General features: G+C 41.1%; 24 protein-coding genes. 23 read left to right on the top strand and 1 reads right to left on the bottom strand.

The features are described 5' to 3' along the window. The first annotated feature begins 78 nt into the window (after window positions 1-78). From QUF78_RS17040 to QUF78_RS16965, 16 genes are all read left to right on the top strand, one after another. Window positions 79-852 (top strand): CheR family methyltransferase, encoded by a 774-nt coding sequence (locus QUF78_RS17040; RefSeq protein WP_289325606.1) that lies wholly within the window; start codon window positions 79-81, stop codon window positions 850-852. 249 nt (window positions 853-1,101) lie between these two features. After that, window positions 1,102-2,274: a chorismate synthase gene (gene aroC, locus QUF78_RS17035; protein ID WP_289325605.1), complete on the top strand. Its 1,173-nt coding sequence runs from the start codon at window positions 1,102-1,104 to the stop codon at window positions 2,272-2,274. A gap of 3 nt (window positions 2,275-2,277) precedes the next feature. Then, the gene (aroB, locus tag QUF78_RS17030) at window positions 2,278-3,357 is read left to right on the top strand and encodes a 3-dehydroquinate synthase (RefSeq protein WP_289325604.1); all 1,080 of its coding nucleotides are present in this window, start codon (window positions 2,278-2,280) and stop codon (window positions 3,355-3,357) included. A gap of 24 nt (window positions 3,358-3,381) precedes the next feature. Then, window positions 3,382-3,750: a chorismate mutase gene (aroH, locus tag QUF78_RS17025; RefSeq protein ID WP_095389661.1), complete on the top strand. Its 369-nt coding sequence runs from the start codon at window positions 3,382-3,384 to the stop codon at window positions 3,748-3,750. 81 nt (window positions 3,751-3,831) lie between these two features. Next, window positions 3,832-4,944 carry a histidinol-phosphate transaminase gene (gene hisC / locus QUF78_RS17020; protein WP_289315832.1) on the top strand — a complete coding sequence of 371 codons (1,113 nt, stop codon included), beginning with the start codon at window positions 3,832-3,834 and terminating at the stop codon, window positions 4,942-4,944. A gap of 47 nt (window positions 4,945-4,991) precedes the next feature. Then, window positions 4,992-6,095 carry a prephenate dehydrogenase gene (locus QUF78_RS17015; RefSeq protein WP_289315833.1) on the top strand — a complete coding sequence of 368 codons (1,104 nt, stop codon included), beginning with the start codon at window positions 4,992-4,994 and terminating at the stop codon, window positions 6,093-6,095. 23 nt (window positions 6,096-6,118) lie between these two features. Next, window positions 6,119-7,405, top strand: a complete 1,287-nt coding sequence (gene aroA / locus QUF78_RS17010) for a 3-phosphoshikimate 1-carboxyvinyltransferase (RefSeq protein WP_289325603.1) — start codon at window positions 6,119-6,121, stop codon at window positions 7,403-7,405. A 373-nt stretch (window positions 7,406-7,778) separates the two neighbouring features. Then, the gene (locus tag QUF78_RS17005) at window positions 7,779-9,050 is read left to right on the top strand and encodes a tetratricopeptide repeat protein (protein WP_289325602.1); all 1,272 of its coding nucleotides are present in this window, start codon (window positions 7,779-7,781) and stop codon (window positions 9,048-9,050) included. Window positions 9,051-9,091: 41 nt separating this feature from the next. Beyond that, the gene (locus tag QUF78_RS17000) at window positions 9,092-9,643 is read left to right on the top strand and encodes a ReoY family proteolytic degradation factor (RefSeq protein ID WP_289325601.1); all 552 of its coding nucleotides are present in this window, start codon (window positions 9,092-9,094) and stop codon (window positions 9,641-9,643) included. A gap of 161 nt (window positions 9,644-9,804) precedes the next feature. Next, window positions 9,805-10,266: a YpiF family protein gene (locus QUF78_RS16995; protein ID WP_289325600.1), complete on the top strand. Its 462-nt coding sequence runs from the start codon at window positions 9,805-9,807 to the stop codon at window positions 10,264-10,266. A gap of 160 nt (window positions 10,267-10,426) precedes the next feature. After that, window positions 10,427-10,933, top strand: a complete 507-nt coding sequence (locus tag QUF78_RS16990) for a QcrA and Rieske domain-containing protein (protein WP_289325599.1) — start codon at window positions 10,427-10,429, stop codon at window positions 10,931-10,933. Window positions 10,934-10,936: 3 nt separating this feature from the next. After that, window positions 10,937-11,611, top strand: a complete 675-nt coding sequence (qcrB, locus tag QUF78_RS16985) for a menaquinol-cytochrome c reductase cytochrome b subunit (protein WP_034307974.1) — start codon at window positions 10,937-10,939, stop codon at window positions 11,609-11,611. Window positions 11,612-11,667: 56 nt separating this feature from the next. Next, entirely contained in the window at window positions 11,668-12,435 is a 768-nt protein-coding gene (locus tag QUF78_RS16980) for a menaquinol-cytochrome c reductase cytochrome b/c subunit (RefSeq protein WP_289325598.1), read from the top strand. A gap of 178 nt (window positions 12,436-12,613) precedes the next feature. After that, the gene (gene lhaT, locus QUF78_RS16975; RefSeq protein ID WP_289327342.1) at window positions 12,614-13,210 is read left to right on the top strand and encodes a lipoprotein heptaprenylglyceryl N-acetyltransferase LhaT; all 597 of its coding nucleotides are present in this window, start codon (window positions 12,614-12,616) and stop codon (window positions 13,208-13,210) included. Between the two features lie 121 nt (window positions 13,211-13,331). Further along, on the top strand, window positions 13,332-14,117 hold the full coding sequence (gene ypjB, locus QUF78_RS16970; RefSeq protein ID WP_289315840.1) for a sporulation protein YpjB: 786 nt from the start codon (window positions 13,332-13,334) through the stop codon (window positions 14,115-14,117). Between the two features lie 85 nt (window positions 14,118-14,202). After that, window positions 14,203-14,877 carry a zinc metallopeptidase gene (locus QUF78_RS16965; RefSeq protein ID WP_289325597.1) on the top strand — a complete coding sequence of 225 codons (675 nt, stop codon included), beginning with the start codon at window positions 14,203-14,205 and terminating at the stop codon, window positions 14,875-14,877. A 155-nt stretch (window positions 14,878-15,032) separates the two neighbouring features. On the opposite strand, the gene QUF78_RS16960 is transcribed toward QUF78_RS16965, so the two are convergent. Beyond that, window positions 15,033-15,905: a YitT family protein gene (locus tag QUF78_RS16960; RefSeq protein WP_289315842.1), complete on the bottom strand. Its 873-nt coding sequence runs from the start codon at window positions 15,903-15,905 to the stop codon at window positions 15,033-15,035. Window positions 15,906-16,072: 167 nt separating this feature from the next. Between QUF78_RS16960 and QUF78_RS16955 the strand changes: the two genes are divergently transcribed. From QUF78_RS16955 to QUF78_RS16925, 7 genes are read left to right on the top strand one after another with little or no spacing between them, the layout of a single operon-like run. Continuing rightward, a complete protein-coding gene (locus QUF78_RS16955; protein ID WP_289325596.1) occupies window positions 16,073-16,432 on the top strand; it encodes a nucleotide pyrophosphohydrolase in 360 nt (119 codons plus the stop codon). Then, the gene (dapB, locus tag QUF78_RS16950; RefSeq protein ID WP_289325595.1) at window positions 16,425-17,225 is read left to right on the top strand and encodes a 4-hydroxy-tetrahydrodipicolinate reductase; all 801 of its coding nucleotides are present in this window, start codon (window positions 16,425-16,427) and stop codon (window positions 17,223-17,225) included. Before QUF78_RS16955 ends, dapB begins: the two co-directional genes overlap by 8 nt. An 18-nt stretch (window positions 17,226-17,243) precedes the next feature. After that, complete coding sequence (locus QUF78_RS16945; protein WP_289325594.1) at window positions 17,244-17,669, top strand: methylglyoxal synthase; 426 nt, start codon at window positions 17,244-17,246, stop codon at window positions 17,667-17,669. Continuing rightward, window positions 17,653-18,366: a bacillithiol biosynthesis deacetylase BshB1 gene (gene bshB1 / locus QUF78_RS16940; protein ID WP_289325593.1), complete on the top strand. Its 714-nt coding sequence runs from the start codon at window positions 17,653-17,655 to the stop codon at window positions 18,364-18,366. The genes QUF78_RS16945 and bshB1 overlap by 17 nt, the downstream gene beginning before the upstream one ends. 4 nt (window positions 18,367-18,370) lie before the next feature. Beyond that, the gene (bshA, locus tag QUF78_RS16935) at window positions 18,371-19,510 is read left to right on the top strand and encodes an N-acetyl-alpha-D-glucosaminyl L-malate synthase BshA (RefSeq protein WP_289325592.1); all 1,140 of its coding nucleotides are present in this window, start codon (window positions 18,371-18,373) and stop codon (window positions 19,508-19,510) included. A gap of 13 nt (window positions 19,511-19,523) precedes the next feature. Next, window positions 19,524-20,717 carry a CCA tRNA nucleotidyltransferase gene (locus QUF78_RS16930; protein ID WP_289325591.1) on the top strand — a complete coding sequence of 398 codons (1,194 nt, stop codon included), beginning with the start codon at window positions 19,524-19,526 and terminating at the stop codon, window positions 20,715-20,717. Beyond that, window positions 20,702-21,682 carry a biotin--[acetyl-CoA-carboxylase] ligase gene (locus QUF78_RS16925; protein ID WP_289325590.1) on the top strand — a complete coding sequence of 327 codons (981 nt, stop codon included), beginning with the start codon at window positions 20,702-20,704 and terminating at the stop codon, window positions 21,680-21,682. Before QUF78_RS16930 ends, QUF78_RS16925 begins: the two co-directional genes overlap by 16 nt. Window positions 21,683-21,737 lie beyond the last annotated feature (55 nt).

Genomic DNA, 21,737 nt, shown 5'->3' with positions numbered 1-21,737 from the left:
TTTAAAGAAAATATGGCATTTTCCGATATATAAAGAGTAGAACTACTTAAAATCATTATGTGCAGGGGAGTCGTAGGAATGCCTCAGGAATATGAAGAGTTTATTCGTAATATCAAAATGTTGACAGGGATTGATTTGGCATCATATAAGGAAGGGCAAATGAAAAGGCGACTAACTTATCTATATGAAAAAAGAGGATATCATTCATTTCGTGAATACTATAAAGACATTCAAACAAGTCCGGGAGTATTAAATGAGTTTTTGGATAGAATGACAATCAATGTTTCAGAATTTTATAGAAATGCGAAAAGATGGGAAGTGTTGGAGCGAAAAATCCTTCCTGGGTTATTAGGAAGCAAAAAAAAGTTGAAAATATGGAGTGCCGCCTGTTCTACTGGTGAGGAACCATATACGATTGCAATGATACTATCCAATCTCGTTCCACTTAACCAGATAGAGATATTGGCGACGGATCTGGATGAAAATGTATTGGCGCGTGCGAAATTGGGAATTTATCCTGACCGATCCTTAAATGAAGTACCTGAAGAAATAAAAAGGAAATACTTTAAAAAACAAGCGGATTTTTATCATGTCGATGATGAAATCAAAAAGAGAGTGACATTTAAAAAGCAAAACCTTCTCGCAGATCGGTTCGAACAGGGATTCGATTTAATCGTTTGCCGCAATGTTTTGATTTATTTCACTGAAGAAGCCAAAAGTTTATTATATGAAAAATTCAGTGCATCACTAAAAGGCGGCGGGGTTTTTTTTGTAGGAAGTACCGAGCAAATATTCACCCCAGGAAAATATCAATTTGAAACGATCGACACATTTTTTTATAAGAAAAAGTAAATACCTTGAAAGGGACTGATTCTGCACAGAGCATTCAGTCCCTTTTCGTTTGTCGTGTAATAGCAAATCCAGTAGAACTTCAATTTGAAAGATTAAACTATATCGAAAATGTTTAAGTACTTGTAAAATAGATAGAAAAGTGATTAAATTCAAACAATATGGTTTTTACGTTTTACATATACCCACATTTCATAAAATTGTGGTATATTGATACATATACACTTTAAAGTGCTAAAAGGGGGCTGGAAGATGAGATATTTAACAGCGGGAGAATCACATGGTCCGCAACTGACTACTATAATTGAGGGATTACCGGCAGGAATGCCGATAACGAATGAGGATATTAATCAAGAATTAGGACGCCGGCAAAAAGGGCATGGGCGTGGAAGAAGGATGCAAATCGAGAAAGATCAGGTTTTCATATCTTCGGGAATCAGACATGGCTACACACTAGGTTCACCGGTGGCTTTGGTGGTTGAGAACGACGACTGGAAGCATTGGACAAAGATCATGGGAAGTGAAGGGCTTTCAGAGGAAGAGGCTGAAGAAATCAAACGTAAAATCACCCGCCCTCGCCCTGGTCATGCCGATTTGAACGGTGGGATTAAATACGGTCACCGTGATCTGAGAAATGTTTTGGAACGGTCTTCAGCCCGTGAAACGACTGTAAGGGTGGCAGCTGGGGCTGTCGCTAAAAAGCTATTGTCTCTATTGGGAATAGAAGTGGCATCGCATGTTTTGGAAATTGGTGGAGTGAAGGCAGAACCCCCCAAATACGAAACGATTCAGCAGTTGCAACAGGTGACAGAAGAATCTTCTGTAAGATGTTTTGACAAAAACGTAGAGCAACAAATGAAGGATGCAATTGATGAAGCGAAACAAAAAGGAGATTCCATCGGAGGCATCGTTGAAGTCATTGTAGAAGGAATGCCGGTGGGTGTAGGGAGTTATGTGCATTATGACCGTAAGCTTGATGCAAAACTTGCAGCAGCGATAATGAGCATCAATGCATTTAAAGGGGTGGAAATAGGTCTTGGATTCGAAGCGGCCCATCTATTCGGCAGTGATGTCCATGATGAAATCGCATGGGATGAAGAACAGGGTTATTACCGGAAAACCAATCGCCTCGGCGGTTTGGAAGGCGGTATGACAACGGGAATGCCGATTGTTGTGCGCGGTGTAATGAAGCCGATCCCTACTTTATATAAACCTTTGAAAAGTGTTGATATTGACACGAAGGAAGTGTTCGAAGCAAGTGTGGAACGTTCCGATAGTTGTGCAGTTCCTGCAGCGGCAGTAGTTGCCGAGGCAGTAGTTGCGTGGGAACTGGCGGCTGCCATCGTTGATCAATTCCCTTCAGATCGATATGAGCAATTAGCTGAATACATTAGATCTTATCGGGAAGAAGTAAAGGAGTTTTAAATCATGGAATCCATCCAAATAAAAACGGCTTCCAAGCAATATCCGGTTTTAATTGGCAAGAAGGCGATTAATGAATTGCCAGAATTAATAACACATGAATTAAATCATCTAAACAAGATTCTGATTATAACTGATGAGAAAGTGGCGGAACTTCATTTGCAAACTGTGAAAAACGCCCTTGTCAAGACGGGGAAACCTGTCCTGCATCATGTTGTGCCAGAGGGGGAGCATGCTAAAACTTTCGATGTGTTTTATGAATGCCAAAGCTACTGCTTATCCCAACAGCTTAATCGCAAGTCATTGATTATCGCCCTTGGTGGTGGTGCGGTCGGTGACTTGGCTGGATTTGTTGCGGCTACATTTATGAGAGGGATTCCATTCATACAGGTACCGACGACTTTGCTCGCCCACGATAGTGCAGTGGGCGGCAAGGTTGCCATCAATCATCCACTAGGAAAAAATATGATTGGGGCCTTTCACCAGCCTGAAGCTGTCATATATGATCTTGAATTCTTAAAAACCCTGCCGCTTAAAGAATTAAGGTCAGGTTTTGCCGAAGTCATTAAACATTCCTTGATAGCCGATAATGAGTTTTATCTATGGTTAAAGTCGAATATTGTGGATTTGAATGATATTACGGATGAGCAATTCCTAACAATGATTACAAAAGGGATCGGCATCAAAGCTAAAATTGTCGAAGAGGATGAGAAGGAAACCGGCATTCGTGCCTTTTTGAATTTTGGTCATACGCTTGGGCATGCAGTGGAAGGTTCAATGGGATATGGAAACTTTACGCATGGGGAATCCATTTTAATCGGGATGGTATATGCTCTTAAATTAAGCAAAAAGAAAGTGGGTCTCGATTTTAAACTGGATGAGTTTATTAATTGGGTTTCTTCTTTAGGTTATCAAATGACCATTCCAACCCGACTTGAACATGCAATGCTACTGGAATTAATGAAAACGGACAAAAAATCAGTCAATGATGCAGCTACCTTTGTCCTGCTAAACGAAGTAGGGTCACCGCAACTAATGGATATAGGCGACTCTGATCTGATAGAGGAAATGGCGGATATGATATAGAGTTCTGGAGAAGGGGGACTATGTGTGATAAGAGGAATAAGGGGTGCCACTACAGTAGAAAGAGACACAGAGATGGAAGTGATTTCAGCTGTCGAAAAGTTGATGGCAGAGATCATTCAGGTCAACGAGATTGATCCCGATATGGTGGCTTCTGTATTTTTTTCTGCTACGGAAGAGATTCGTTCTGTCTTCCCTGCCAAAGCCTTGAGGAAATTCGAAGGCTGGACTTATGTACCGGTTACATGCATGAAAGAAATACCGGTGAGCAATTCCTTGCCATTTTGCATCCGGGTCATGATTCACGTAAATACGACGAAATCTCAAAAAGAGATACAGCATGTATATCAGGCAGGGGCTACGGTATTACGGCCAGATTTGACAAAGCAGATATAAGATGATTTTAAAGCTATGAATATGATATACTATTCTCACACTTTCTTACTTTAAAGTGATAAAAATATAGAGGTGATTGACATGAAATGGAATGAAGCGGTCCTTTCCTTGAAGTCTTATCAACCGGGAAAATCCACTGATGAAGTGAAAAAATTATACGGGTTGGAAAAAATCACGAAATTAGCTTCAAATGAAAATCCTTTTGGCTGTTCGGAAAAGGTCAAGGAGTCCGTTAGGAATTCAACCCATTCTTTTGCCATCTATCCAGATGGATATGCAACGATGCTTAGGGAAGCTGTTGCAAAACATACAGGTGTGAAAGAAACTCAGCTTATATTTGGGAATGGATCTGATGAGAACATTCAAATCATATCCAGAAGCATATTGGGAGCCGGGAAGAATACGGTCATGGCAACAGGCACTTTTTCGCAGTATCGCCATAATGCCACGCTTGAAGGTGCGGAAATCAGGGAAGTTCCTCATATTGACGGAGCTCATGATCTAGAAGGAATGCTAAAAGTTATAGATGAAAAAACCGCGGTTGTCTGGCTTTGTACACCAAATAATCCTACAGGTAAATATATCTCGGAACAGGACTTATTATCGTTCATCGAAAAAGTTCCGGAAGATGTTCTTATCGTTCTGGATGAAGCTTATTGTGAATATGCAACGGCTGAGGATTACCCGAGAACGAATCAATGGATTAATAAATTTAAAAACTTGATCATACTTCGTACATTTTCAAAAATTTATGGTCTAGCCAGTTTTAGGGTAGGGTACGGATTAGCTGATGAGGATATCATTCAGAAACTGGATCCATCCCGGGAACCATTCAATGTCAACACATTCGCACAGAATATTGCTATAGTCGCTTTGGAAGATCAAGCTTTCATTGAAAAATGCAAGGAAGAAAATCAGAAGGGGCTCAAGCGGTACTATGAATTTTGCAGTAAAGAAAATTTAGCTTATTACCCGTCACAAGGTAATTTTATCTTTATCCATTTTAAACAGGATGCCGACATGGTGTTTCAATATTTGCTTGAGCGCGGATACATTGCAAGATCGGGGAAATCTTTCGGTTTTCCTAACAGCCTAAGGGTAACAATTGGTTCTACTGAAGAAAATGAAGGAATGATTAACGCTATTAAAACTTTCTTGAATGAAGTTGAGGCACCTTCTGATTCGCTGCTATAAGGTTTTATCAAACCTAGAGGAGCATAAAAGATGCGGGGGAGAGAAGAGTGAAGGGAAAGGTTTTTGTAATAGGTCTAGGTCTAATTGGCGGATCATTGGCCATGGCTGTACGCCATGCACATCCTGAAGCCGTGATTGTTGGTACGGACCTAAGTGAAAAGAATATTCAACTATCGATGCTATTGGGGATCATTGATGATTCTGTATCATCTCTGGAAGCGGGAGCATGTGAAGCTGATTTGATTCTACTTGCTGTGCCTGTAAATGAAACCGTCAAGATTTTAGCTCAATTGGCTGAAATGGATTTAAAAAGTGATGTAATCATATCGGATGCAGGAAGTACGAAGGATACAGTCGTTAAGGCAGCAAAACCATTGATAGATAAAGGGGTGGCCTTCATCGGAGGGCACCCTATGGCTGGTTCCCATAAAAGCGGTGCCGGAGCAGCCAAACTTCATTTATTTGAACATGCATTTTATTTGCTTACTCCCGGCGATTCCATCGAAGAAGAAAAAGTGGAGCAACTGAAAGAGTGGTTACAAGGGACAAGAGCGAACTTTTTGGTTGTCACTCCTGCTACCCATGATAAACTGACTGGAGTCATTAGTCATTTTCCGCACATTGTCGCATCAGGGCTTGTTAAGCAGGCAGAAAATTATAGTAAGGAAAATAAGTTGATTTCAAGGCTTGCTGCAGGTGGTTTTCGGGATATTACAAGAATTGCTTCAAGCAGTCCGGAAATGTGGCGTGACATTTTGTTACATAACCGGGATGTGTTACTAGAATTAATGAATGATTGGCTTAATGAAATGGAGCATATAAAAGGGCTGGTAGCAGATGAAGATAGTGAAGAAATCCTACGATTCTTTACTGATGCAAAGATTTTCAGGGATGATTTGCCAACCCATGCGAAAGGCGCAATACCAGCGTTTTATGACTTATATATCGATATACCGGATTATGCCGGGATAATTTCTGAAATTACCGGATATTTGGCACAAGAAGGTATCAGTATTACAAACATAAGGATCATAGAAACCAGGGAAGAGATATACGGAGTGCTGGTCATCAGCTTCCAAACGGATGTTGATCGCATAAAAGCCGCGGATTGTATCTCAAGACATACAGATTATGAAACGATCCTAGCATGATATTAATAGGGAAGGATGGTTGTATGAATACAAAAAAATTACAAACGAACATCCAGTCATTACGTGGTTCGATTGCCATACCGGGAGACAAGTCCATCTCCCATCGTTCGATAATGTTCGGAGCCCTTGCCGAGGGGGAAACGACAGTCTCTAATTTTCTTCCAGGAGCCGATTGTTTAAGTACGATTTCCTGTTTTAAGCAGCTTGGAGTCCATATCGAACAAGAAGGCCAGCACGTCAGAATTGAAGGCAAGGGTTTTAATGGATTAAAGGAACCGGAAGCAGTGCTTGATGTCGGGAATTCGGGTACAACGATCAGGTTAATGATGGGCATTTTGGCGGGTCAAGATTTTTCGGCTGTTTTGGCAGGTGACGAATCGATAGCCAAACGTCCAATGACAAGGGTGGTCAACCCACTTCGTCAGATGGGAGCGGTCATTGATGGCCGTAAAGGAGCCGAATATACCCCGCTCTTCATAAGAGGAGGCAAACTACAAGGGTTTCGCTATGAATTACCTGTGGCAAGTGCGCAGGTCAAATCTGCGATAATCCTGGCTGGTCTACAGGCTGAAGGGGAAACGAGCATTATCGAACCGGAAGAGACCCGTGATCATACAGAACGAATGATCCAAGAGTTTGGCGGGAAAATCGAAAAAGACGGTCAAACGATTAAAGTAAGCGGAAATCAAGTCTTCAAAGGAACGGCCATCCATGTGCCGGGTGATATTTCTTCAGCGGCTTTCTTCATGGTGGCTGCAGCGATTACGGAAAATAGCGAAGTGGTATTAAAGAATGTGGGTCTTAATTCGACCAGAACTGGAATCATCGAAGTCATGAAATCGATGGGGGCGGACATTACGATTGAGAAGAAGACGGGCGTAGGTGAACCTGCAGGAGATATCATTGTCAGAAGCTCCCGACTAAAAGGAACCACCATCAGCGGTGATCTAATTCCCCGTCTCATCGATGAAATACCGGTAATTGCACTATTGGCAACACAGGCTGAAGGGATAACGACAATCAAGGATGCAGCAGAACTAAAAGTGAAAGAGACCAATCGAATTGATACGGTCGCAAATGAGCTTTCCATCCTGGGGGCAGATATAACTCCGACAGCAGACGGATTGATTATCAAAGGACGTAATGCCCTAAATGGAGGTACGGTTACAAGCCATGGAGATCATCGTATCGGAATGATGCTCGCTGTTGCAGCTTTGATAACGAATGGGGAAGTGGAACTTGCCGACCCTGATGCCATAGATGTATCATATCCACAATTTTTTGAGCATTTGACGGAATTGATAAAGTAACTATTAAAAAAGTTTACAAACCTTATTTGGTCTGTAAACTTTTTTTTTAAACGCTCTAAAGTGTTGAAAGCGCTAACATTTAGGCGTTTTTGCCTGTATTAATCATGAAAATTAAGAAAAAGGGATTCCTGATCAAAAAGGAGAATGAATGGATCATGGAGAATTAACTAGTAACCTTTTTTTAATGAGAATGAGGAGGGGACTTCATCAATGGAATACAGGGCTACAGTATGGTAAACTAATAAATACTGTTTACTATGCATCTCACTATTGCAACATGGGTATTTTGTCTTGATGGCAGAGAATGTCACATAATGACGTGAGTGTGTATGACTAGAGACCAAGTCAATCATGCAAAAGGAAGGAATCAACAATGAACACAGTGGAACAAGTTATACAGCATTTAAAAAAAGGGGAATTAACAGAAGCTCTTAAACATATAAATCGTATTAAATCATCAGAGTCAGCAGAGGACATATTGTTGCTGGCCGAGGAAATGCTCCAGCTTGGTTTTGTGGAGGAGGCAAAGGATCTTTTTGAACATCTTCTGGAACTCTATCCTGATGAAGGAGAATTGATTGTTTCGTTGGCGGAAATCCTGATTGACATGGACCAGGAAGATGAAGCGATGCTGATGCTTGAAAAAGTAAGTGCAGATGATGAAGTATATCCAAGTGCTTTGCTTTTGGAAGCGGACCTTTATCAATTACAGGGGATGGATGAGGTCAGTGAACGAAAATTACTGCAGGCAAAGGAAATACTTCCCGATGAGATCATCATTGATTTTGCGCTAGCTGAACTGTTCTTTCATCAAGGAAGGGATCAGGAAGCCATTGCAAATTACATAAAGGTTTTGGAACAGGAACAAGAAATCGCTGGAGTTAATGTCAATCAGAGGCTTGCTGAAGCATTAAGCAGTTCTGGGAAATTCGAGGAGGCCCTTCCGCACTTTGAAAAGGCCTTGAATGATGGACTTGAAATCAATACCCTATTTGAATATGCATTTACGGCTTTTCAGGCAGGTCTTTATGAGACAGCGGTACGAAAGTTTGTTGAACTGAAAGAATTAGATCATGAATACCATTCCCTATATTTATATCTGGCAAAGAGTTATGAACATCTTGAGGATTTGGAAAATGCCCTGAAAACGGTCAAAGAAGGAATCAAGGCTGATGAATTCAATAAGGAACTTTACTTCTTCGGTGGAAAAATTGCCTTGAAAAGCGGACTTGATGAAGAGGCGGAAAATCTATTTAAAGAAGCTCTTGCCATTGATCCAGGATACCTGGAAGCTGCACTTACCCTCTTGAAACTTTATATGCACCACGAAAGGTATGAAGATGTACTCGAGTGTATTGGTGAAGTAAGGCGGTATGGAGAGGATGATCCGCAGTTTGACTGGATAGCTGCTGTATCTTATCAACACACCGAACAATTTAAAGAGTCATTAACCAGCTATCATAAAGCATATAATTCATTCAAGAACAATCAAGATTTCCTGGAAGACTATGGTTTCTTTTTAATTGAAGAAGGAGACAGAGCCACATCTAGAGAAGTATTTAATAAGCTGCTTGAGATAAACCCAGCAAATGATGAGTATGCGATGATTTTGGAGCGGCTAGGTGAAAGTACAGATGAACTGTAGATAAGCGAAATGAAACTAAATCAAGACAGAGGAGGGAATTCATGGTGGCTGCCCCTGTTTCTGTGAATGAGAAGAAGGATTTTATTCGGTGGTTTTTAAATCATTATCAACTAAAACGAAGAGAATGCGTGTGGATATTGAATTACTTAATGAGTCATGATCAACTAATGAAAAAGGTTCATTTTGTAGAAAATGCCCAATATTGCCCACGCGGACTAATTATGTCGACACATTGTGTGGATGAAGTCCCTTTCAGGTTCTATAAGTCCAATATCATGACGACCGATGCAGAGAAATCTTTTCATGATATCCGGTTAAATCGGGATGAAGACATTTATATTCAGCTCAATTTTAAATCCGCTTACTCTTCCTATCAATATGCAGCGGTATTGGAAAATAATCCCTTCGTGCCGAAATCTACGGCATCGAACGAAAAAGATCAGCTGCTGGCTGAACAATTTTTAGAAAAAAGCATGCTTTATTTTCAAAGGGATCGTCTGCTAAAGGAAATCGATGAAGCACTTGATAAGCATGATGAACAAGCATTTAAGGATTTAACCGAACAATTGAATCAACTAAAAGTACTTGGATGAAATAAAATGACCTTTCCGTAATCAGGAAAGGTTTTTATTTTTTATAAAACATTGATAAAATCCACATTTTTGTAAAGACTATGGGTATATGGTAAAGATGTTATAAAAATAATGGTAAAATGATAAGGAGTTGATTTAAAAAATCGGGAGTGAAGAAAAGCATGAAGTGGACAGCAAAAGATCTTGACATGTATATGCAATCTAAAGAATATGTGGATACCGTATTAATTCCTTTGGTTCCCATATCTTTTGGATCGCAAATGAAGCAAACGGGTTCAATGAATGAATTTCTTACCATTTTAAGCTTGGAACTTGAAAAGCAGATGAAAGGAAGAATTCTTTTATTGCCAACATTTCATTATTTAAGTGATGAATTGGATAAGATTGAGCGGTTAAAGGGTTGGGCCAATGAAGTGAAAGAAAATAATTTCAAGCATGTTTTTTTTCTTACATCAGATTTCGAGTGGAAAAAGGAAGAGCGGGAATTGGAAAATAATTTAGTATGGATTCCTGCCGTCCCCCTGGAGGGGCTTGAAATTGAACAAGCCAGGGAAATGATTAACCAGCAGGTTCTCCAGATCCTTGATATATTCACTTATAATTGGAAAAATGAAAAAAAGTAGGATTTTTCGCATTATTTGACACATAGTTGCCACCTTTTGGGTTTTACAAATATTGACCTTGGTAAATTATTGAGATATCATGGAAATGTCCTAGTTTTATAGTGTTGCTATTTATTGGTCCTTTGGGCTCTCAGTATAGTAATAGAGGGGGGGAAAACGCATGAGCAAGCATAATGTTTCACGACGTCAATTCCTTAATTACACACTTACTGGCGTTGGTGGATTTATGGCGGCCGGTATGTTGATGCCTATGGTTAGGTTTGCAATTGATCCTGTATTATCAGCAGATAAAGGCGGGGATTACATTGCAACTAAGCAGAAGGTAAGTGAACTGACTACCGAACCAACCCGTGTCGACTTTAGTTTCAAGCAGGTCGATGGGTGGTATGAGTCTGAAGAAACAAATACAGCGTGGGTTTACAAAACGGATGATGGCAATATCGTTGCATTATCTCCAATCTGTAAGCATTTAGGCTGTACGGTAGCATGGAATACGGATAAGTCTAATCCGAATCAATTTTTCTGTCCTTGCCATTACGGCAGGTATACGAAAGATGGAGTGAACGTGAAAGGGACACCGCCGGTTTCACCATTGGATGTCTATGGCACGAAAGAAAAAGATGGAATTCTTTATTTGGGTCAACTAAAACCGCATGGGGAGGCGTAAACATTGCTAACAAAGTTATATGACTGGGTGGACGAGCGTTTAGATATTACGCCATTATGGCGGGATATTGCTGACCATGAGGTTCCTGAACATGTTAACCCCGCACATCATTTTTCTGCATTCGTATATTGTTTTGGTGGGTTAACTTTCTTTATTACGGTCATCCAAATCTTGTCAGGCATGTTCTTGACGATGTACTATGTCCCGGACATTAAAAACGCTTGGGAATCTGTTTATTATTTGCAAAATGAAGTTGCCTTCGGTCAAATTGTCCGTGGTATGCATCACTGGGGAGCAAGTCTAGTTATCGTTATGATGTTTTTACATACTCTTCGTGTCTTCTTCCAGGGAGCTTACAAAAAACCGCGTGAATTGAACTGGATGGTCGGCGTATTGATTTTCTTCATCATGCTGGCATTAGGCTTGACTGGTTATTTATTGCCATGGGATATGAAAGCGCTATTCGCAACGAAAGTTACGTTGACAATTGTCGAATCGGTACCGTTAATGGGACCGGCACTCAAGACATTGATAGCAGGAGATCCAACCATCGTTGGAGCACAGACATTGACACGATTCTTTGCAATTCATGTATTCTTCCTGCCTGCAGCATTATTTGCTTTACTGGCGGCTCATTTCCTAATGATCCGAAAACAAGGTATTTCAGGTCCACTATAAAAGAATGGTGAATCAAGAACCAAAAAAACCTTTTCATAAAGGAGGGGAATTGTTCAATGCATCGTGGGAAAGGTATGAAATTCGTAGGTGACTCGCGTATCTCCGCGGACCGTAAACCGAATATTCCGAAAGATTATTCAGAATATCCTGGGAAAACTGAAGCATTTTGGCCTAATTTCCTTTTAAAAGAATGGATGGTCGGAGCCGTATTTCTTGTAGGTTATCTATGCCTGACAATCGCACATCCATCGCCATTGGAAAGGATAGCAGATCCTACAGATACAGCGTATATTCCGCTGCCAGACTGGTATTTCCTATTCCTTTACCAATTACTTAAGTATACTTATGCTTCAGGCCCTTATAATGCAATCGGGTCCATGGTAATACCTGGTTTGGCTTTCGGGGCATTGCTCTTGGCACCTTTTTTAGATCGTGGTCCAGAGCGGAGCCCAGCGAAACGTCCTTTTGCTGTAGGCTTCATGCTATTGGCAATGGCAGGTGTTTTCTATTTAACATGGGAGTCTGCGGCACATCACGATTGGGAAGCTTCCAAGAAGCAAGGAGCAATCGTGGAAGGTGCAGACATTGATAAAGAAAGCGATGGGTATAAACTGATGGATTCTAGTGGCTGTATTAGCTGTCACGGAGCAGAATTAACTGGTGGAGCAGGAGCGCCAAGCTTAATTGACACAGGTTTAAAGCCAGAAGAAATCTCTAAAATCGCTCGCGAAGGCCAAGGTGCCATGCCAGCTGGCATGTTCAAAGGTACAGATGAAGAATTGGCAACATTAGCTGAATTTGTATCTGGATTATCAGCAAAATAATATAACCATCAACAGCATTTTCTTTCATATGCTGTAAATGAAAAGCTGACGACTACGGTTGTCGGCTTTTTTATTGGTAAATTGAAGCGTAAATGAAAGGAAATTGAAATGATGCTTGGTTTTCAAGGTGATGGAATGTAAAATGAGTATACATGAGAATGTAAGTGAGGGTAAAAGAATGAATGTTATCTACAGTTGGCTTGCAAATCGGCAAATGCTCTTTTTGTTATTAATAATAAATATATTCGGAACAGCCTTTGGATATTATTGGTACGGAAGTCAATTGGAAAACACTCCGGCCATTTTTTTGGCTTTTGTACCGGACAGCCCGACAGCTAGCCTGTTTTTTGTATTTGTTTTATTGGGGTTCCTATTAAAAAGAAACTTTGGACTTATGGAAGCTTTGGCGATAATAACACTATTCAAATATGGTATATGGGCAGTTGTTATGAATCTAATGACATTAGTGACAACAGGTTCATTGCCATGGGAAGGCTATATGTTAATGGCTTCTCATTTGGGAATGGCGATTCAAGGGGTATTATATGCACCATTTTATCGAATAAAACCTTGGCATTTGATAGTCGCAGGGATTTGGACCATACATAATGACATAATCGATTATGTTTTTGAAATGATGCCAATATATCGTGATCTATTGGTATATATGAACTCGATAGGTTATTTTACTTTTTGGCTCAGCATACTTTCCATTTTTGTCGGCTGGTATTTTGGATATAGAAAAAAGCGGATCACCCTATCCTTCATCCATTAAAAAGTTAGCCCTGTATACAGCTTTGTAAAAGCAGGGTTAATTTTTTTTTGTGTTGAACGAGGTCTACTCATGTTTGTTCTTTCATATCGTTTTAGTAGAGATATGAGGAGGGACGAGTAGCATGTTGAAAAAATTCATATTAACCATTGCTGTTTTATTTGTCGTCTTACATTTCCCTGTCTATGCAGAATCCTCTTCAAGTTTGGAGCAATTAGATAACATTTCCGATAGTGCCTTGGAAATGGCCAAGTTGAAGCGATATGGAGATTCGGAAAAGATGCTGACGTTTTTTTCTGATCGGTTTTTAAAAGAGACAGCGAAAGAGCAGATCCTTGACATGGACGAACTTCGAATTATTACTGTAGCTCATAATGAAGCGTTGATGACAATAAAGGATATGAATAAGGGAGATTCCGAAAAGGTTAATTCTGTAACAAAGTTCCGGCTTGTCGTTGATGCGGTCAAGTCTACCCATCAGCCCCTTTGGACAGAGATGGAGGATCAAATGATGAATTCTTTCCAGCAGACAAAGAATGCCGCCATCAATCAAGACACGATTACATTCAATAGCCAATTGAACTTATTCCTTTCACAATATGAAATGATATATCCTAGCTTGAAAGTCGACCTTTCTAAAGAAACGATGCAGCAACTGGACACGAGGATTCAATACATCAACCAATACCGACCGGAAGTAATCAGTGATGGAGAGAGTCAAAAGGAACTGGATGCATTACAAAGCGAACTAACCTCCATTTTTGATGAAATGGGGGAAGATGATGCAGATCCTTCCCTTTGGTGGGTCATCATATCGACAGGCAGTATCATCATTATGACGCTTTCTTATGTAGGCTGGAGAAAATATAAAGGTGATAGGGAGAAACCAAGGAAAGAACATAATGATTAAAAAGACAGGGGAAGAGAACACTATATTTGACAGGGGTGCCCTCAATCCATAGAATTAAGAGTAATTATAGTCATAGGAGGATACCATGTATTTCATTTATTTGGCGATTATCATTTTAATCCCGATTTATGCACAAATGAAAGTGAAAAGCACGTATAAAAAATATACAAAGGTACCGGCTTCTTCTGGTATGAATGGTGCTGAGACGGCGCGGGCCATTTTGGATCAAAATGGTCTGTTCAATGTCAGGGTCGAAGAGACACCTGGAATGCTATCGGACCATTATGATCCAAGGGATAAAACGGTGCGTTTATCAACAGATAACTATCACGGCCATTCAGTTGCCGGTGTAGCGGTTGCAGCCCATGAAGTTGGACATGCGATTCAAGATAAAGAAGCATATGCATTCTTACGTTTCCGCCATGCGTTAGTACCGGTAGCTAACTTTGGTTCTAACATATCTTGGATTTTAATATTAATCGGGATGTTAGCCTCAATTCCTGGGTTGCTATTGGCGGGTATCGTTTTCATGGCAGCCGCTGTTCTCTTCCAAGTGATAACACTGCCGGTTGAGTTCAATGCTTCTTCACGGGCGATGGATCAACTCGTTTCAGTTGGGGTCATCCGAAATGATGAAGAACGGGAAACGAAAAAAGTATTAAGTGCAGCTGCAATGACTTATGTTGCTGCCGCTCTTGTAGCCGTACTGGAATTAGTTCGTCTTCTGCTTATGTATACAGGAATGAGAGAAGAAGATTAATGATAAAAGGACGCCATCACGGGATGGGGTCCTTTTTAACATGCAATTATAAACGCTTTTTAAAAATATTTGTTGTACATTGCTTATAAAAGTCAGGTATTCGGGGAAACATTCAAAAGGATTACATTCCATTTGGTATGCCACCAGCCCCTCGATTACCTTTCAATGGGGTTCTTATTCTCATCAAGTGTAAAGCCCTCGCCCAATACGTCATGCACTTCACTTACAGATACGAATGCATGAGGGTCCACCGATGTTATGGCATTTTTTAAGCGGACAAGCTCATTTTTCCCAACAACACAATAGAGGACTTCCCGGTCATTGCGTGTAAAGGACCCGTATCCCCGTAATACCGTTACGCCACGCTCCATATCATTCATGATTTTTTCGGCAATTTCCTTGTTCTTCTCACTAATGATCATTGCACCTCTGGCTGCATAGGCCCCTTCTTGCATAAAGTCGATTACTCTAGCGCCTATAAATACGGCAACGAGGGTATACATCGCTTCCCGGTAATCCAGGTAGGTAAGGATGGACAGGCCAATTACAACTGCATCAAAGATGAACATGGTCCGTCCCATGCCCATTCCTAAGTAACGGTGGGCAAAACGGGCAATGATATCTACTCCGCCTGTTGTCCCTCCGTAACGAAAGATGATCCCGAGCCCGACACCAACAAAGACCCCGGCAAACAATGCCACCAGCATCAAATCGTTTCCGAGATCGATATCGATTTGGTATCTCTCGAAAACCCAGAGCCAAACGGAGAGGCCGACTGTTCCGATAATCGTATAAAAGAAAGATGTGCGGCCTAAATATTTCCACCCTATTAAAAATAGGGGAATATTCAAAATCAAATTAGAATAAGAAGGATTTATCCCGATAAGTTGATATATAATCAAGGTGAGACCGGTGAATCCGCCTTCGGCCAAGTGGTTCTGCATGTTAAAATGCACAAGGCCAAAGGCGAAGATTCCAGCCCCAAAAAGGATGAATATAGTATTTTTCAATTTTAAGCCCAAAAGCATGTCCCATACCTCCAAAGGTTAGCATATCAGTAATTTACTTATTATAACTAATTAACCAACTATGGGCAATTTTGATTCGCAAACGTATCTGTTGTCATCCGTTTCACTTTTAGCTAACATGGAGAAGGTATAATGTTTGAAAACGAAAATCAAGAATGGGTGACTATATGGAAAAGCAAAAGACGCTCCAACAAATGCAAGCGGAAGTCGACCAATACATAGGACAATTCAAAGAAGGATATTTCAGCCCCTTGGCCATGCTTGCCCGCATGTCGGAAGAACTTGGGGAATTGGCTAGGGAAGTCAATCACTACCATGGTGAAAAACCGAAGAAACCAACCGAGGAAGAGAATAGTATTGAAGCGGAATTGGGGGACATGCTTTTTGTGTTAATTTGTTTTGCCAATTCTTTAGGGATTGACCTTCAAAGCTCACATGATAAGGTCATGGAAAAGTTTACAACCCGTGATAAAGATAGATGGACAAGAAAAGAAGAGGAAATGGAAGGGGAAGGTAAAAATGAGTAAAGTGAAAGTAATTGTAGCTGGTCCTCGTGGCAGAATGGGAAATGAAGCGGTGAAGCTCGTACATGGGACAGAAGGGTTTGAATTGGCCGCTGTCATAGATCGTAAGTATAACGGGGAAAGCCTCTCCGCAATAGAAGGTTTCCACGGTATTGAAGCACCTGTTTTTTCGGATATAAATGAATGCTTTTCTTCTGTTGAAGCAGACGTATTGATCGATTTAACTACACCTGAAGTGGGGATGTTTCATACCGAAACGGCACTTAATCATGGCATCCGCCCTGTAGTGGGGACGACAGGTTTTACAAAGGAAGATTTAGCGAAGCTTGATTCACTTACAAAAGAAAAGGGCATCGGCTGCATCATCGCGCCAAACTTTGCAATCGGAGCCATTTTGATGATGAAGTTTTCACAAATGGCCGCAAAGTATTTCCCGGATGTGGAAATCATCGAAATGCATCATGATCAAAAACTGGATGCACCTTCTGGTACGGCTTCCAAAACGGCAGATATGATTGCAGCGGTACGTGAAACAAAACAACAAGGACACCCAAATGAAAAAGAAACCATCCAGGGGGCAAGAGGAGCAAATGTAGACGGTATGCATATCCATAGTGTACGCCTTCCGGGCCTAGTTGCTCATCAACAGGTGCTTTTTGGAAGTGAGGGAGAGCTATTGACGGTCCGACATGATTCCTTTAATCGAGCATCCTTCATGTCAGGTGTCAAACTAGCTGTCGATACCGTCATGAAATTGGATGTTCTTGTATACGGCCTGGAAAATATTATCGAATAGGGAGAAGGAGGATTTACGATGAGAATTGCCTTAATTGCCCATGATAAGAAAAAAGAAGATATCATTCAATTTATAACAGCCTATAAAGCTGTATTTGAGCAGCATGAATTATTTGCTACAGGTACGACTGGTAAAAGAATTATGGAAGAAGTATCACTGCCTGTCCATCGTTTTCATTCAGGACCTCTTGGCGGAGATCAGGAAATAGGTGCAATGATTGCGCGCGGAGAAATGGATATGGTCCTATTTTTCCGCGATCCATTGACATCACAGCCACATGAACCGGATGTATCAGCGCTTATACGCCTATCCGATGTTTATGAAATTCCCTTAGCGACAAATATGGGCACGGCAGAAGTGCTGATACAAGGTTTGAAACATGGGTATATGGACTGGCTAAAACTACGGAAAAAACAAGGTGAGATAAATGATAAACAAAAGTAACATAGATATCCTGGCTTTCGGCGCGCATGCGGATGATGTTGAAATAGGTATGGGGGGCACGATTGCTAAATATGTGAAGCAAGGAAAGGAAATTGTCATTTGTGATTTGACAAAAGCTGAAATGTCATCCAATGGAACCGTTCCATTGCGTCAGGAGGAAGCGGATAAGGCTGCTGAAATCCTTGGGGTGAAAAGGATTTCCCTTGATTTACCCGACCGGGGTTTATATATGAAAGCGGAATACATAGATCAAATCATTACAGTCATTCGTCAATATAAACCTGCCCTTGTATTTGCCCCTTTTTTTGAAGATCGCCATCCCGATCATGGAAACTGTGCCAAATTGGTCGAAGAAGCAGTTTTTTCGGCAGGAGTCAGAAAGTATATGGAAGAAGAAGGCCTGGATTCTCATCGTGTCCAGAATATGTACTATTTTATGATAAATGGTTTTCACAAACCGGACTTCGTCGTGGACATCACTTCTTCAATATCACAAAAGCTGGATAGTCTTAGAGCCTATGGCAGCCAATTCGAAAAAAGTGAACGAACTGTTGAAACCCCGCTAGTGAATGGCTATATCGAGACAGTGGAGGCACGGGAGCGGATGTTCGGAAAAGAAGTGGGTGTCGCCTATGCGGAAGGATTCATGACAAAAAAACCGTTACTGATCGATGCCGACTTGTTAGGAGAAAAATAATCTTATGAAATTAAAAATTGGAATTACCTGTTACCCTACAGTTGGGGGTTCTGGTGTCGTAGCAACTGAATTAGGTAAAATGCTTGCAGAAAAAGGACATGAAATACATTTCATTTCATCAAGCCTCCCTTTTCGCTTGAATAAGATGTACTGTAATATTTATTATCACCAGGTTGAAGTGAACTCTTACTCAGTCTTTCAATATCCACCATATGACCTGGCCCTTGCCAGCAAGATAGCGGATGTGGTAAAACGGGAGAAACTAGATATCCTTCACGTTCATTATGCAATTCCACATGCTGTTTGTGCGATCCTTGCAAAGCAGATGTCAGGTAATGAAGTAAAGATCGTGACCACACTGCATGGTACGGACATAACCGTATTAGGCCATGATCCCTCATTGACCAATTTGATAAAGTTCGGGATAGAGCAGTCCGATGTCGTTACAGGGGTATCTAATTCCCTTGTCCAGGAAACGCATGATTTAATCGCACCGAATAAGGAAATCAAAACCGTTTATAATTTTATTGATGAAAGGGATTACCATAAATCCAATTCAGAATACCTGAGGGATGAATACGGAATCAGGGAAGATGAAAGAGTGATCATACACGTCTCGAATTTCCGTTCGGTCAAGCGTGTGAAAGATGTCATCCAGGCGTTTTATTTAACACAAAAGAAAATGCCTGCCAAGCTTCTGCTCGTAGGTGACGGACCGGAAGTGACAACCGTTTTGAAATTGGCTAAAGATCTTGGGATCGATGGATCGGTCTTGTTTCTTGGCAAGCAGGATAACCTTGCCGAATTATATTCAATCAGTGATCTGATATTCCTATTATCTGAAAAGGAGAGTTTCGGACTCGTGCTTCTCGAGGCGATGGCATGTGGAGTTCCTTGTATCGGGACGAATATCGGGGGAATTCCTGAAGTCATCGTAGATGGGGAGACTGGTTATATTTGTGAATTGGGTGATGTCAAAATGGTTGCAGAAAAAGCGATTGGACTTTTAAGCGACCCGATTTTGCATAAACGCTTTTCTGAGGCTGCGCTGGAAAGGGCCAATACCAATTTTCATTCGGCTACAATCATGTCAGAGTATGAAACCATCTACCTTCAAGCACTTGAAAGTAAATCTACGGAATAGGGAGGGGATGCTGATGGATCAGTTATTCTTAAAATCAGTACCCATTCTCGAATTGATTGAAGGAGCAGGATTCGAGGCCTATTTCGTTGGTGGTTCAGTAAGGGATTATATCCTCGGCAGGCCCATCAACGATGTGGACATTGCTACTTCCGCAACACCCCAGGAAATCAAACTGATTTTTTCTAAAACGGCTGATATCGGGATTGACCATGGAACAGTCCTTGTAATTACGGATTCGGGTACATACGAAATTACGACGTTTAGAACGGAAAGCGGGTATTCGGACTTCCGCAGACCGGATTCTGTGCAATTTGTCCGTTCTTTGACTGAGGATTTACGGAGAAGAGATTTCACGATGAATGCAATGGCCATGGATAAGTCCGGAAACATTATCGATCCATTTAATGGAAAGCGTGATTTGACTGAAAAAAGGATCATCACGGTTGGCAACCCGCATGAAAGGTTTCATGAGGATGCTTTGAGAATGATGCGTGCATTAAGGTTCGTCAGTCAACTTGATTTTGAACTGGATCAAGAAACCTTTGATTCCCTTAAAGAAAACGCCCAGATCATCAGTGAAATCGCTGTCGAAAGAATCCTGGTTGAATTTGAAAAGTTATTGGCCGGATCCAATAAGTTAAGGGCTCTCTCTCTCTTGCTAGAAAGCGGATTATATCGATACCTGCCTCAATTCTCCAGTAAGAAGGAGCATTTAAGTAAATTACTAAATCTTCCGCTTCATCAGCTTAAAGCGGCAGAAATATGGTCAGTAATCATGGTTCATACAAGTGATCGGGAAATGGAAAAGGCATTAAGGGCATGGAAGCTGCCATTGAAAACGATAAGAAACGTTCAACGTGTCATACAGCTAGTAAAGAAAGAACCCTCTTTTGAAAATTCAGCTATCGATGTATTTCAGGCAGGTCATGGCGTAACTGTACAAGCTGCTAAAGTCAGGGCAGCACTGACTGGGGGAAATGTATCGCGTGCAGAGGAGAATGCACATCTACGCTACAATGAACTCATTATTAAACATATGTCGGATCTTGCCGTAACGGGGACGGATTTATTGAATTGGCAACAAGAGAAACCAGGTCCATGGGTGAAAGAATACTTGGAAAAAATATTGAAAGCTGTCTTGAATAAAGAATTAAGAAATGATAAAGAAGAAATAAAGAGGTGGCTGGAGAAATGCAATCTGAGTTAAGAACAAAGTTGATGGAAGCCCTCTCAAAAGCGGATGGTGCATTTATATCCGGTCAGGAAATTGCAGAATATATTGGTTGTTCGCGTACGGCAGTATGGAAGCATATAGAAGACCTGCGCAGTGAAGGTTATAATGTTGAAGCCGTTAGGAAAAAAGGCTACCGGATCATATCAGCGCCGGAAAAAGTGTCAGAAAGTGAAATACAACTTGGCTTGGAAACAAAAACGATCGGCAAAATGATCCACTATCAGGAAACTGTGGAATCCACTCAAAAAATTGCGCATCAACTAGCAAATGAAGGCGTTCAGGAGGGGACCCTCGTCGTTGCCGAGGAACAATTATCCGGAAAAGGAAGATTGATGAGATCTTGGCATTCCCCAAAATTCAGCGGCATATGGATGAGTCTCATACTAAGACCGAAAATCCCGATTCATGAGGCTCCACAACTTACATTATTGGCCGCGGTCGCCGTGGCTCAGGCTATAGAGGATACCACTGATTTGAAGCCACAAATAAAGTGGCCGAATGATATTTTGGTGAATCGCAAGAAAGTGGTGGGCATCCTGACGGAGATGCAGGCGGAGTCAGATAGAATCCATTCTGTCATTATCGGAATTGGAATGAATATCAACCAGCAATTGGAGGATTTTCCTGAAGAACTGCAGGAAAAAGCGTCTTCCCTTCTCATAGAAAATGGAGGGACGGTTTCAAGGTCCAAGGTCATTCAACGAGCATTGTTTCGTCTGGAAAACTTGTACGAACTCTATTTAGAACAAGGCTTCATGCCAATAAAGGACCTATGGGAGAGTTATGCGATCAGCCTTGGACAGGTTATCAAAGCCAGTACCGTCAATGACACGATTGTCGGAAAAGCATTGGGCATAACGGATTCAGGTGTTTTACTACTTGAAGACGGAAAAGGAAAAGTACATTCGATTTATTCTGCAGATATTGAAATTCAGTAGATTTTTTTGTCAAATCCGCGAAAAATAAATAGAATTATTGAAATTGGCTTGATAT

The organism is Peribacillus sp. ACCC06369, from assembly GCF_030348945.1.
In the GTDB taxonomy this organism is placed as follows: Bacteria; Bacillota; Bacilli; order Bacillales; family DSM-1321; genus Peribacillus.
This window is presented reverse-complemented; position numbering and strand designations above follow the sequence as displayed.